The organism is Microbulbifer pacificus, assembly GCF_002959965.1.
In the GTDB taxonomy this organism is placed as follows: Bacteria; Pseudomonadota; Gammaproteobacteria; order Pseudomonadales; family Cellvibrionaceae; genus Microbulbifer; species Microbulbifer pacificus_A.
In genome coordinates, this window is record NZ_PREV01000026.1 from 1,936,973 (window position 1) to 1,949,950 (window position 12,978).

Sequence of the window (12,978 nt, forward strand, 5' to 3'; positions counted from 1 at the left end):
TGCAGGCCGACGGCTAACCCCGTAAAGGAAAAAGCATGAGAATAATAACTTTACTCGCTGTAGCATTAATGTTTACTACGCCCTTGTCGGCCCAGCAGATACAGTCAAGAGACACAATGATAGCCTCTGCACTTGATGAGTATGGAAAAGTTGCTGGTTCTTGGTTTTTGAATGAGAAATGCACCTTTCTATCCAAGGAAGAACGGAGCTCATTCGAAGAAAGCGTCGCACTTATAACAGTAACTCTAGGTAGAGAGATAGGTAACCCTACAATTCTGTTCGTAATCCAAAAAGGAGCAAAATCTGCTACAGAAAAGCCAGAATATTCAGGCTGTAACAGCACTTCTAAAGAACTATTTCAGTACGGATACGACCATTCTAAAAATTGGAGTGATCAAATTAGAAGGCTCCAGGCAGAGGTAGGCAAAAAGGGTTAACAAAGCAATGCAGCCGACGTCTTACTTTGTGCGCCTTTTGCACGGTCGCTGCGCTCCCATTTTCGTGCAAAAAGCACACAAAGTAAGCCGCGTCTGATTGCGGCGTTAAATGACGAGTACTTAATGCGTCTGAAAATTCTTTTCTTTACTTTTTTAGCAGCTGTAATTTTCCTTGTAGGGACCACTACTGCAGTTTACTTCGAAAAAGATAATGCTGAATTTCTTGCTTTTCTTAGTCTCGTTTTTACTGGTTTAGCAGCCATCGCCACAGCTTGGGCTGCACGTAGTGCCTCTAAGAGTGCACGTATCGCAGAAGTATCCGCCGAAACTTGGAAAAGACAGATGCGTCTTAATATCGAATTAGAGGAGGCAAAGAGATTGAAGCTTGCTCTTTCTTCGTGGTATCGGCATTTCATTGGTGAGAGCTATCGATATTCCGATCAAGACCTTGTGAGGATAGGTGAACTCCAGGATATAGGTAAACGTAATGATGCAAGAGGTAAAGCTCAGCATATACAAGGGTACCTAGATACCTATAAAAATCTATGGAACTCACTAGAAGAATCATTTGATAATGCTAGCTTCATTGAAAGTGACTTCGAAGGCAGACTGCGTTTAAGGCGCCTAAGCCTCAATCATATGGAAGCTTGTTCTAATTTATTGGCATATTTTCAAGGTGAGATTGAGAATACTGACAGTTTCATGGATGAAAATTGTTCAGCTATTTATGCGTGCGCTGATTGGCATGAGCTTGATTTGACTGGGATCAAGCTTTCAAAAGTTGAGCTAGAGATACCTAATAAAAATGGGAAGCTTGAATACGTCAAAAAGTCTAATGGAGATAATGTATACGTCAGCTTCCATGAGGATGTCCAGTCGTGGTATTCAAAAATTGGAAGTGACGTTGATGCTCAGATCGCTAGAATAAAATCCAGCGTATCCCCCATTTAACAAAGCCAGGCAGGATGCTCCGGGCCTTCGGCCCTCTGCGGGACAGCTTACCTTGTGCACGTTTTGCGCAGGTCGCTACGCTCCCATTTTTGCGCAAAACGCGCACAAGGTAAGCTGCCCCTGCTGGCGGCGTTATGCTATGAATCAGTTAAAAAGTTATTTGCTTCCAGTATTATTTTTCGGTGGACAAGCGCTTGCATGTGAACCGATACGTCCAGCCATAATCCCACCATTAACTCCAGATGGTGAATTTCAGTATGTATACCCTGATTACCAAAAAGAATTGAACGAGTCTGTTCGTACAGCGAAAGACGTAGCAGTTGTAAAGCTTCATAGTGACTCAGTGTCTGAGTCAGAATATGGTTATCAAGTAGCCGTGGCTATACTAGAGTTACTCCACGGTTGGGGGTATCAGTCTGGTCGCTATATGAAATATGTAAGAGAAGAATCATCTTGCGGAAAACCAAAGGAAATTACAGGCTCAGGTTGGTTTGTAGCCTTATTGCGCAATAATGAGGTTTATGCGGTAATTCCATACAGTGCGGTACAACAACAAATTAAGTCTAAAGGTAAACCAGAGTACGTCTACTCTGCAATTGGCCTTATCAAGGACTAGCATAACAAAGCGCTGCAGACCGACGGCTAACTTTATGCACGGTCGCTTCGCTCCCATTATCGCGCATAAAGCGCCCAAGATTAGCCGCGGCTGAGCGCGGCGTTATGCGTCTGAGTTGCTTCTAGATCGAGAGTAAAAATTGAAATTATGGAAATGGGAAAAAGGTAGGCAAGAGAGCGGGTACGAGAAATTTTTCGTGCTTGGGTCTAAATGGCCAATTCCTTTTGATTTCTACATTCTTCGATTCAAAGAGGGTGCTGAAATTCCGCCCCATACGGATAAAGTTGCTACGGGTAGTCACTACCGTTTGAATGTCGTTGTAAAGAATGCAAGATCTGGTGGAGAATTTGTGTGTAAATCACCGATCTATGAAAGTACTAGGGTTAAGTATTTTCGACCTGATCTTTCAGAGCATTCCGTTTCAAAGGTAGTCTCTGGTACGCGCTACGTACTTAGCTTTGGCTGGGTGCGTCACGCATAACAATCACGGGCAGTGATGCTCGGAACCTAACCCGCTTTTGCACACACCTCCATCTAACTGAGTTGGAGGTGTCAAATGGCACGCAGAAAGCACTACAACCGCTACGACGATGATTTCAAAGCAACAGCAGTCTCGCTAACCGAGATTCCTGGTGTGCTAGCCAAACATGTGGCTGAAGCGCTCGATATCCATGAAGTGATGCTTTATCGTTGGCGTATGGAGATGCGACGGGGGCAGATCATGGCCAAGAAGAAAAACATACAGATTGATCCTGAGGTGAAATCGGAGCTGAAGCGGCTGAGAAAGCTGGAGCGAGCACATAACCTGCTCCAGGAAGAGCATGCCCTTTTAAAAAAAGCCATCCAATTCTCTTTACAGCAAAAAGGGAAATCTTCGAATTCATAGATCAGCACCGGGAAAAGCACAGTATCGCTATGATGTGCAGGCTCTATGGTGTTACCCGGGATGGATATAACTCCTGGCGCCGGCGGGGTACTTCTGACCGTGAGCAGGAAGACAGCGAGCTTTTCGAGCTTATTAGATCGATCTTCAATCGGCATGATGGCTGCTATGGCAGCCCGAAAATCACCCAAGAGCTTAAGAAAACAGGTATAAATGTCGGTCAAAAGCGAGTTGCTAGAATCATGCGAAAGCACGGCCTTCTGGCCGTAAAGTCGAAGATCTATACAGCTCGGCCGGGCACGTACAAGCATGTCTACGGGATCAAGTGCAAAATAGAGGGCATCGAACTGACGCGTCCGAATCAGCTTTGGGTGGGTGATGTTACTTATATAAAGCTGAGTGATGGTAGCTGGCAGTATCTATCGGTAGTCATGGATCGCTACAGTAGGAAAGTGGTCTCCTGGTCGCTGAGTGCTCGCAGAGATGTTTCTCTGACTCTGGCCAGCATAGATAGGGCGGTACGCAACCGCGGGCATCACCCGGAGCTGATCTTCCACTCTGACCGTGGTAGCGAGTATCTGTCAGGCCAATATCGTGAGCGACTACGTCGGTATGGGATCAGTCAGAGCATGAATCGGGTGAAGAACATGAATGACAATGCATTCATGGAGTCGTTTTTTCACCAATTTAAAACAGAGCGTATTAAGCGCCAGGTCTTCGATTCTGATAAACAGTTAAGATCGACAGTGACCGAATATATGCGCTACTACAACAATCAGAGATCACATTCGTCTATTGGGTATGTTTCACCTCAAGAATTCGAGCGTAAAATCAGTTGCTAACAACTAGGTGTGTGCAAAAGCGGGTTAAGTCCCCTCCGGCCCTTCGGGCCTCCGCGGGACGGCTTACCTTATGCACGTTCTACGCGGGTCGCTTCGCTCTCATTTTCGCGTAAATCGCGCATAAGGTAAGCCGCCCCTGCCGTGGGCGTTAGAGCTATATCATGATAAGAACACTACTTTTTTTAATTTTTCTTCTTCCGGCTGGGTCTATGGCTGTTGAGGAGACTGAGTTCAAGCTGGAAGACTATCAAGACCTTCAAAAAGAGCTTGAGAAAAGTATGAAGTTCTCTCGGTCCATAAACGAAGGAAATACTGAGAAACTGCTTGTTGAGCTGGACTCAGAAATTGATATGTACATGTTTCAGGTTGCAAGTGCATTGTTTTCTGAGCCAAATCATCAATGCGCAGAGAGCTTTAAAATAGTTCTTTCAGAAATTAAAAAAATATAGAAATGAGTATCCCTCGAAAGGACTGTTTTCGGAAAACCAGCAATATAAAGATCTTCTCCAAAGTATTGAGATAATTCCGGAGATTAAATCTGAAAATAAGTTAGATGCGATCAAGTCACGCCTTGAGAGAATGAGAGTAAAACAGAGCTGCGAAAAGCTCTAACAAACAGCGGCAGAGCGACAGCCAACGCTACGCACCTTTTGTGTTACTCGCTGTCGCTAAAACATTAACACAAAAGGCGCTCCGCGCTGGCTGCGCCTGCGCTGGGCGTTAGAAGGTCAGCGTGGTTCGTAAGCTATTGTTTGGTCTTATAATTTTGGGGCTAATACAACTCACGCGAGTCGTGTTTACAAACACCATAGATGACGGTCTGTTGACGGTGGGTAGTTTGCTGCTAGGTGTTACCTTAGCTGCGTTACTTAGTTTTGTCCTAGATCACCCTAATCATCCAATCGTTGGTTTTTTTACAATCTTCGCTTCAGTTGTAATTGTCGCCACGTTGAATAGCAAACTTCCAAAGACTCATATTTATTCAGAGTCTTATGAGGTGGTAGGGTTCGGATCAAAAATCGTGCGGCACAGTAAGTTTTCATATGTAAAATTATCGGGTGAGCGTGGGCGCGTGAAATATTCTCTGTCATCGAAAGAAACCCCTTCGTACTCAGTGGGCGACATTGTTACTGTAAAGCTGAGGGATGGATTTTGGGGGTTCCCAATTATAGTGGCGGTAGAAAAGTAGAGCTTCTAATAAGGCCGAGCAGTATGCTACGGGACTTCGGCCCTCCGCGGGACAGCTTACCTTGTGCACATTTTGGGCGGGTCGCTGCGCTCCCATTCTCGCGCAAAATGCGCCCAAGGTAAGTTGCCGCCGCCGGCCGCGTTATGCATTAATGGAGCTATCGTGAATCCCGAAATAACCGTAATTACCTTAGGCGTGGATGATCTTGAAAAGTCTCTGAGATTTTATAGAGATGGTTTAGGGTTTCCAACCGAAGGTATCATTGGTAAAGAGTTTGAATTTGGTGCTGTTGTGTTCATACAGCTTCAGCCTGGTTTGCGCCTTGCATTGTGGCCACGTAAAAGTATCGCTCATGACACAGGGCTAAAACTATTCCCAGCCAGCGCAACAAATATGACTATTGGCCATAATGTTTCAAGCATTTCTGAAGTAGGTTCAGTTATGGCACAAGCTAAATCAGCAGGCGCTACAATCATCAAGCCACCACATGAAACATTTTGGGGTGGCTATTCTGGTTATTTTCAAGACCCAGACAGTCATGTTTGGGAGGTCGTATTTAATCCAGAGATTGGGTAGAGTAAATGCATGCCAAGGCCAAGCAAAATCGTGCGATGCAAAAAGCGCATTGCAATGGACAGCCTACGCTGCGCTTCGGCTGCCTGTGTTGGGGCGTTATGGCTTAGGAGAGTGCCAATGATAGGAATCTGTTTTTTAACAATCGCTGCTCTTCTAATCAGCTTGACGACCCAAGCTGCTGAGCCAGTTAGTTGCAATATCGCAGATTCCAGACATGCGGTTTACTATAGAGATATTTCGCAGGCCAAATTCGGGAAAGAAGTAGATATAAAAGCAGTCCTTCGAGAAAAACTACTCAAGCATGCAAAGGAAGTCGAGCGCATAGCGAATTGGGATAGGAAGTACAGTGGCCCCGATGAGGAGTATATTCCTGTATTAATTGGAATATTGGATCAGAGTGCGGGGGAAAATCGCGAGTTCTCGTGCTTTTGGGGCCTCGTGGAAGAAGGCGATATAGTCCGTGAGTTTACAGACAAAGAGCCAACGGTTTTGAGGGAAGGCTATGGCCTTTTTAGAAAGGGTAAATTAATTGCCTATTTTTACTCAGGTATCGGGGTGGTGTGAGCCATAAAAAACCAATGCAGCCGACGCCTTACTTTATGCACTTTTTCACGGTCGCTGCGCTCCCATTATCGTGGAAGAAGCACACAAAATGAGCCGCGCCTAATTGCGGCGTTATGCGAACACAGTTGTATAGGTGGAAATAGTGAAAACTCAATATTACACAGCCACAAGTCTTGATGGATTTCTCGCTACTGAAGAAGACTCTCTTGATTGGCTTTTTCCTCTTGGAGATATTAATAGCTCTAGCTATCCAGAGTTCATATCCGAAGTTGGAGCCTTGGCTATGGGGTCATCAACTTATGAATGGATGGTACGTAATGCAGACCAGGTCGCTAAAGAGACAGGTTCTCCATGGCCTTACAACAAACCTGCCTGGGTGTTCTCTAGTCGCAATCTACCAATGATTGATGGCGCAGATATTCATTTTTCAAGTGGAGATGTACGTCAAGCGCACGAAGCAATGAAGGTTGCAGCCAAAGATAAAAATATTTGGATCGTCGGCGGCGGTGACTTGGCTGGCCAGTTCTATGATGCGGGCTTGCTGGACGAGTTAATTGTTCAAGTTGGTTCCGCCACTCTTGCTAAAGGCAAGCCACTTTTTCCGCGTCGTGTTTTAAGCCCTACTCTATGTCTAATATCCGTTCAGCAAATGGGGGTAGGGATGGCCGAGCTACGATATGAGGTAAATAAAAGTAGCGAGCATGAGCGCGTCGTTAATTGAGTACTGATGCTGAAGCTAATATTTATTTTCAGTTTCTCTTTAACCTTTCTATTATCACCTGAGTATTCACTAGCAGATGAAGAAAGTGTGTTGATTGATATTGCATCCAATCTAAATGAAGTAAAAAGAGGGTACTGCGTGAAATTCAAGCACGCACCTCTTAGTGAAAAACTTTCAGAAAAAATAAAGTTACTTGGCGGGCAAAAAATGTGTGGGAAACATGGTTCCGCGTTAATTAATTTTTCAGAATTTCGAGAGGTGGAACCGAAGTTATTCATCGTAAAATTTGTTAAGTACCCAGGGAGAAAGTCATCAGGTGAGTACATTTGTAGTGTCGGTTACGGATATTTGGGGAGAGTAACTCCTGTATTTTGCTCCGTTAATGCAATTCACTAAATCCACCATACAAGGCGAGGCATTTCGCTCCGGCCCAGCGGGCCTCCACCGGACCGCTTACTTTGTGCACTTTATGCGCAGTTCGCTTCGCTCCCAATTTTGCGCATAGAGCGCCCAAGGCAACCTGCCGCTGCTCGCGGCGTTAAGCGTGGGAATCGAATTATGAGAGAGCTAAAAGTTTGGTATAGGGATCTACCGCTAGCTGCTATCGGCTGGTTTCTTTATGCATACTTTGCAATGGCGCTTTTTTGGTCGCAATACAACAAAATCAATCCCGTACTTGCGAACTTAGCTTCGGATTTTGCCATGAACAACCAAGCGTTGTTTAACATAATTTTATATGCCCATGACATGCTGGTTAATCTTGTGCTCGCCATTCCAGCGGCACTTATACTGGCAAGAATCATGAAAGTCCGATCAATATTTGCCGTCGTACTTGCTTCGCTGATCGTAGCTATCTTCATGAATCGAGGCCTTTCTTCTGCAGTGCTCACATCGGGAAATTTCCAAATAATTTGGAGTGTATTGGTGCTATTTTTAATTCTACCGGCGGCATTCTATTGTTTCGGGCGGAGCTCCAGTGTCAGCACCGCTTGACAAAGCCTGGAAGCTTGCTCGGAAACTAACCCGCCTTCACGAATATACGAAAATAAATCAGTGACTGATTACTGTGTTAAGCGTTTTAAAAAGCGAGGGAATGATGAGATATATCTGCTTATTTTTTATGTTGATATCTGTAATAGGGTGTTCAAACAGGGGTGTTTACGAAGCGGTAAAGAGTGGGAATCGCAATGAGTGCGCCAAGCTGCCCTCGTCGCAGTATGAAGACTGTATGCGAGACGCGAATAAATCTTATGATGAATATTCGCGTGATAGAGACGAGTTACTGAATTAAGAAGTAAGTCGCGGATCGGTTATGGGTTTAGAAGCGCGCCGCTCATGGTGTTACATGTGTGGTTGGCAGCCATAAGGGATGTCGTTTACATTGGTGCCGCGAAGAGTTTTGGGCTGTCTATGAAGTATTCATTCTATACAGCCCATTTCGGCGCAAATGGTCGTAGTCGGAGCGTCTACTTATCGTGGGCAGGTCCCGTCAGTGGGCATCGACGCTGAGCATTCCTGTGCTCTGTCCTGGTAGTGGCAGTTGGGGGAGGTCAGATACCGCTTGAAGCAGACCCTGCTCATAGAGACGTGCGGCCTGGTTTTTTTCGCCGAGGGCGTAGAGCAGTCGTGCAAGCTCTGCGGAGGTGGCTGGATCTGAACGCAGCAGCAGGCTTTTTTCAAAATACTGCCTCGCCTTACCCCAGATTTCATTGCGCAGGCAAAGTCGGCCCAGGCAGGTGAGCAGGTCGGCGTTTTCTCCGTACTCTTTTTGCCAGCCATCGGCAACGCCCAACTGATGGTTTGCGTCTGCTCCGGTTAACAGTCCATACCGTTGCACGGTATCGCCGCGCCATTCGCGGTTCAGAATCCAGCGCAGGTGTTTTTCCGCCTCCGGGTCGTCGCCGACCTTGTGCAGCATTTCTCCGTAGAGGTTGCGCAGTTCGATATTGCGTTGCCATCGGCCATTCAGGCTCTGCCAGATTTCTCGCAGTTTTTCCGCATCTCTGCGGTTGGCGGCTTCGCGCAGCAGATTCTGATACACCTCGAGTTCGAGCTGTTGCAGCTGCGATTCGGGCATGGTGCCGTGCTTTTCCAGTCGTGGTAGCAGCTCTCGCAGGCCGTTCCATTCTCCGATGTGGTAGTACGCCTGACGTAGCAGTTGCAACAGCGCGGGGTGGTTGGGCTCGTCCTGCATGGCGCGCTGCAGGCTGGCGATGCACTGTTCATAGTGTTTGTCGAGCAGCTGCATGCGTGCCTGGCTGATGGCGACGGCGAGCTGGGTGTCGTCGCCGGTGGCTTCTGCCTTCGCCAGCAATTCATTTGCCTCGTCGCGATAGCCCAGCTCGAAAGCACTGCGTGCAGCGGCGAGATAATTAATAATAGGGGCGTCCGAACGCGCAGCGCTTTTTAGCAGCAGCCGGCGGGCACGTGCCCAGTTTCCTTCCATGTATTCCACCAGCCCGTTGGTAAGCCGACGGCGAGCAGTACGACTCCGGCCGAAGCGGATGCGGCTGACGCTGCCCTCGATAACACGGGCAATGCTGCGCAGCAGCCATATAAACAGAAACAGCGCGAGAATGCCGAGTGTGAGGCCGCCGACGGCTACCCACAGGTTCATCTCAATACGCTTGCCGGTTTCTCCGCCGACCATCAACAGCAGGTAGCCCGGGTAGGAGCGCATGGCTTCTGCCAGCAGCGCGCCGCCCAGCAGCAGAATCAGCGTAAAAAATAAAAAACGCTTCACGGTTGGATGCCTCCGTTATCGCCGCTCGGCGATTGGCCTGAGGAGACTTTGTGCATGCGATCGATATAGTTGCGCAGGGCGCTCTGCGAGGCGCTGAGGTTCGGCAGGTCCGTTCTGATTTTTTCCTGAGCCAGGGCGTCCAGCTCACTCAGGATGACCTGCCGCTGGGGGTTGTCCACGCCGTAATCCAGCAGCAACTGGCGAGCGTGGTTGAGGGAGTCTTTGTACACGGTGTCATCGGCACGCAGTACCGCGAGTTCCGCCTGCTCCATATTCAGGCGGAGGCTCTGACGGAAGCGGGTTTCGCTCTGCGGCGACAGCAGCACAGGGTCCACTTCACCATCGCGAATGCGCACGGAGCCTTTGAGGAAGTCGACGAAGTTTGCCCAGCTCGAGCGGAAGTGATCTTCGCCTACCTTCTGGTTTTCCGCCTGGTGTTGCGCCGCGGCGGCGTCGCGTTTGGCGAGGTCGAACTGGGGCTGGATATTCAGCTTGGTCATCTGCTCTTCCAGTGCACGCAGGCGCAGGTAGATCCCTTCACGGTCAACATTTTCCGCGAGCTTCAGCGCGGTAATGTCGCGAGTGAGCTGCTGGCGCACGCCGTAGAGATCGGACAGGTCCACATCGCGCACGATGGTGTCCACTTCTTGCAGCAAGCCGAGGGCGGCGCGACTGTCCTGCTCCAGCATCAGGCGTTGGTTGGCGAGGCGCAGCAGGTAGTCGGCTTCTGCCAGTTGCCAGTCCTCACGGCTGGCATTGCCCAATTGGCCCAGGCGGTTGCCTTGGGCGGTGACATTGCGCTGCAGTCCCGCGAGTTGTTGCTGCAGCTGCTGGATGATCTGGTTCTGTTGCGACAACTGTTGGCGCAGCTCATCGATCATCTGCACGCTGTGATCCTGGGGGGGGATCGGTGAGGTGGTGGATGGTGGGGTCGGGCGCGCCTCTTCCGGCTGCGGCATGGGCTGCTCCGTTGCCGGCGGTGTCGAGTCGGTCGTCCCGGTTGTGGTTTGGCCCGTCGGTGACGGCGGCTTCTGTATCTGCGATTGCGGTGAAACCTCGCCAGTTTGCGGCTTTTGTAAAGAACTCGATTGGCTGTCGCCTTCGGCACTATGTAAATCGCTGCCACTGCTGGCGAAGTGCCGGCCGACTACCGGCAGGGATTGCAGGTGTTGGCTCACCTGCTGGCGCACACTCGGCAGTAGATACCAAGCGGCCGCAGCGGCGGCGATCAGGATCAGCAGCAACAGCCAGAACCAGAGCCAGCCGCTGCGTTTTTTGGCGGGACGGGTTTTTGCGGTTTTGCCGGCGGTTTGGCTGTTGTCAGCTTTGGCGAAATTGCTTTTGGGCTCGGCTTTTTGGGTAACCAACGGAATATCCTGGTGGGTGTCGGCTTGGCCGTCTGGGGTGTTGCTGCTTGTACCGGCGTCAGTACGGGAAGAGGACGGGACTTTTTTATCGCTCATGTCGTTCGCTCGTGGACTTGTCTGCTCGGGGTAGGCGCCAGAGAGCGCGGGCTATTGCCCGGTGCATCACAGGCGGCGAGGACGCCGGAAGAAATTTTGTCGCCAAATTATAGCGACTGAAGTCGGTCTTTATACGAAGTCTGGCGTGGAATTGAAATTTTTTACTGATACTGGCGCGAATTCAGGAGTGGCTGGCGGAGTTGTCCGGGGCGAGGGCCGCTTCCAGCGCTCCCAGCATGGCGTCGTCACCGGCATTGGTGGCGGCGCGGGCGCGGGCAAAGCCCAGTTCGCGTGCACAGGCGGCGACGCGCTGACTGGGGCAGATCAGTGTGCACTGCAGTAACTGCCGGCGACCGCTGGTGGTGAGCGCAGCGGCGAGGTTGTCGAGGGTTTCGCCGCTGTGCACGGTTATGGCGTCGGGGAATTGATCATAGGCGCGCAATTGTGCTGTGCCGTCGGCGGGCAAGCGGCGCTGATACAGCTCGCAATAGTCGAGGCGGGCGCCACGGGCTTGCAGGGTGTCGCCTATCAAGGTGCGCCCGCCCTGGCCGCGGAAAATAACGACGCGTTCACCCCGAGGGTTCTGCAGCTCAGGCAGGGTAAGCAGCGCTTCGGAATCCATCGTGCCCTCGCCGGATTCCTGTGCACTGTTTTCCGGGTTAGCACCGCGTGCGCGGATGGCGCGGGCGGTGGCGGCGCCGATGGCGTAATAGCGTGGCCCCTGAGGCAGTTGCGGCCAGAAGTCATCCAGCCAGTCAAAGGCGTACCGGACTGCATTCTGGGATACGAAGATCGCGTGGTCGAACTGGTCGAAATCCATTACCAGGTTGCGGATCGCCTGGGCGTCATCGCCCTCGGTGATGGGCGCGATTTCCAGCAGTGGAATGCAGTCCACCTGGGCGCCGCGCGCTTGTAGCCGGTGGCGGAAACCGTCGCTCTGGTGGGCGGGGCGCGTGATCAGGATGCGCCGGCGGTTGAGGGGGCTGGTCATGCTCGGCGTTATCAAATAGCGGCGAGGATTTCATCGGCACCGGCCTGCAGTAACTGCTCCGCTAGCCGGATGCCCAGTGCCTCCGCAGCGGCGGCGTCACCGTGGACCTGGCTGTGCAGCATGGTAGTGCCATCGGGGCTTCCTACAAGACCGCGGAGGTGCATTCCACCCATGCCGTCGAGCACCGCATAGCTGCCGATGGGAACCTGGCAGCCGCCGTCCAGGCGGCGCACCAGTGCGCGTTCGGCGGCGAGCCGGGTGCTGGTTTCGGGGCAGTGCAGGGGGGCGAGTAATGCTTCCAGTGCGGGGTCGCGGCGGCACTCGATGCCCACCGCACCCTGGCCCCCGGCGGGCAACAGGACCTCCGGTTCGATGAACGCGGCGATGCGCTCGCGCATTTCCAGGCGCAACAGGCCGGCGGCGGCGAGGATGATGGCGTCATAATCGCCGGCATCCAACTTGGCCAGGCGGGTGTTGACGTTGCCGCGCAGGAATTTCACTTCCAGGTCCGGGCGCACCGCCAGCAGTTGACACTGGCGGCGCAGGCTGGAGGTGCCGACCACTGCGCCCTGGGGCAGTTCTTCGATCGATGCGTAGTGATTGCTCACAAAAGCGTCGCGGGGGTCTTCGCGCTGGCAGATCACCGGCAGGTGCAGTCCCTCCGGGAACGCCATCGGCACATCCTTCATGGAGTGCACGGCGATATCCGCCTGGCCATCGAGCATAGCCCGCTCCAGTTCCTTCACGAACAGGCCCTTGCCACCCACCTTGTTGAGGGGGATATCCAGCAGCTGGTCGCCGCGGCTGGTCAGCGGCAGCAGCTCCACGGCGAGCCCCGGGTGGTGCAGCTCCAGCTGTTGTTTGACGTAGTTGGCCTGCCACAGGGCGAGAGCGCTCTCGCGGGTGGCGATGCGGATTTTCCGGATACTGTGTTGGGCGGGGGTGTCAGACATGTGGGGAGCGATCGCGGTTGGGAATTCGCGCGCAAGTCTACCAGTTTGC

Annotated in this window: 15 protein-coding genes; 11 read left to right on the forward strand and 4 right to left on the reverse strand. The window is 51.3% G+C overall.

All coding sequences use genetic code 11. The annotated features are described in order from the left end of the window. Positions 1-35 precede the first annotated feature (35 nt). The 11 genes from C3938_RS08690 (at position 36) to C3938_RS08735 (ending at position 7,772) form a co-directional block, all read left to right on the forward strand. Positions 36-437 carry a hypothetical protein gene (locus C3938_RS08690; protein ID WP_105102752.1) on the forward strand — a complete coding sequence of 134 codons (402 nt, stop codon included), beginning with the start codon at positions 36-38 and terminating at the stop codon, positions 435-437. Between the two features lie 123 nt (positions 438-560). Then, positions 561-1,388, forward strand: coding sequence for a hypothetical protein (locus C3938_RS08695; protein ID WP_105102753.1), 828 nt, complete (start codon positions 561-563; stop codon positions 1,386-1,388). Positions 1,389-1,527: 139 nt separating this feature from the next. Next, positions 1,528-2,004 carry a hypothetical protein gene (locus tag C3938_RS17820; RefSeq protein WP_158681614.1) on the forward strand — a complete coding sequence of 159 codons (477 nt, stop codon included), beginning with the start codon at positions 1,528-1,530 and terminating at the stop codon, positions 2,002-2,004. Positions 2,005-2,560: 556 nt separating this feature from the next. Beyond that, entirely contained in the window at positions 2,561-2,890 is a 330-nt protein-coding gene (locus tag C3938_RS08705; protein WP_233998727.1) for a transposase, read from the forward strand. Then, positions 2,887-3,729 (forward strand): IS3 family transposase, encoded by an 843-nt coding sequence (locus tag C3938_RS08710; RefSeq protein ID WP_233998810.1) that lies wholly within the window; start codon positions 2,887-2,889, stop codon positions 3,727-3,729. The genes C3938_RS08705 and C3938_RS08710 overlap by 4 nt, the downstream gene beginning before the upstream one ends. 161 nt (positions 3,730-3,890) lie before the next feature. After that, positions 3,891-4,178: a hypothetical protein gene (locus tag C3938_RS08715; RefSeq protein WP_158681615.1), complete on the forward strand. Its 288-nt coding sequence runs from the start codon at positions 3,891-3,893 to the stop codon at positions 4,176-4,178. 902 nt (positions 4,179-5,080) lie between these two features. Continuing rightward, the gene (locus C3938_RS08720) at positions 5,081-5,494 is read left to right on the forward strand and encodes a VOC family protein (protein WP_105102757.1); all 414 of its coding nucleotides are present in this window, start codon (positions 5,081-5,083) and stop codon (positions 5,492-5,494) included. Between the two features lie 117 nt (positions 5,495-5,611). Further along, complete coding sequence (locus C3938_RS08725) at positions 5,612-6,058, forward strand: hypothetical protein (RefSeq protein WP_105102758.1); 447 nt, start codon at positions 5,612-5,614, stop codon at positions 6,056-6,058. A gap of 142 nt (positions 6,059-6,200) precedes the next feature. Then, complete coding sequence (locus C3938_RS08730) at positions 6,201-6,779, forward strand: dihydrofolate reductase family protein (protein WP_105103301.1); 579 nt, start codon at positions 6,201-6,203, stop codon at positions 6,777-6,779. Between the two features lie 6 nt (positions 6,780-6,785). Then, positions 6,786-7,175: a hypothetical protein gene (locus tag C3938_RS17825; RefSeq protein ID WP_158681616.1), complete on the forward strand. Its 390-nt coding sequence runs from the start codon at positions 6,786-6,788 to the stop codon at positions 7,173-7,175. A gap of 162 nt (positions 7,176-7,337) precedes the next feature. Further along, entirely contained in the window at positions 7,338-7,772 is a 435-nt protein-coding gene (locus C3938_RS08735) for a hypothetical protein (protein WP_105102759.1), read from the forward strand. A gap of 496 nt (positions 7,773-8,268) precedes the next feature. On the opposite strand, the gene C3938_RS08745 is transcribed toward C3938_RS08735, so the two are convergent. The 4 genes from C3938_RS08745 to hemC all read right to left on the reverse strand — a co-directional run bounded on the left by C3938_RS08745 (position 8,269) and on the right by hemC (position 12,929). Continuing rightward, positions 8,269-9,522, reverse strand: coding sequence for a heme biosynthesis HemY N-terminal domain-containing protein (locus C3938_RS08745; RefSeq protein WP_105102761.1), 1,254 nt, complete (start codon positions 9,520-9,522; stop codon positions 8,269-8,271). Next, positions 9,519-10,985: a uroporphyrinogen-III C-methyltransferase gene (locus C3938_RS08750; protein WP_105102762.1), complete on the reverse strand. Its 1,467-nt coding sequence runs from the start codon at positions 10,983-10,985 to the stop codon at positions 9,519-9,521. The genes C3938_RS08745 and C3938_RS08750 overlap by 4 nt, the downstream gene beginning before the upstream one ends. 181 nt (positions 10,986-11,166) lie before the next feature. Next, a complete protein-coding gene (locus C3938_RS08755; RefSeq protein ID WP_105102763.1) occupies positions 11,167-11,976 on the reverse strand; it encodes a uroporphyrinogen-III synthase in 810 nt (269 codons plus the stop codon). An 11-nt stretch (positions 11,977-11,987) separates the two neighbouring features. Next, positions 11,988-12,929, reverse strand: coding sequence for a hydroxymethylbilane synthase (hemC, locus tag C3938_RS08760; protein WP_105102764.1), 942 nt, complete (start codon positions 12,927-12,929; stop codon positions 11,988-11,990). Between the last annotated feature and the right edge of the window lie 49 nt (positions 12,930-12,978).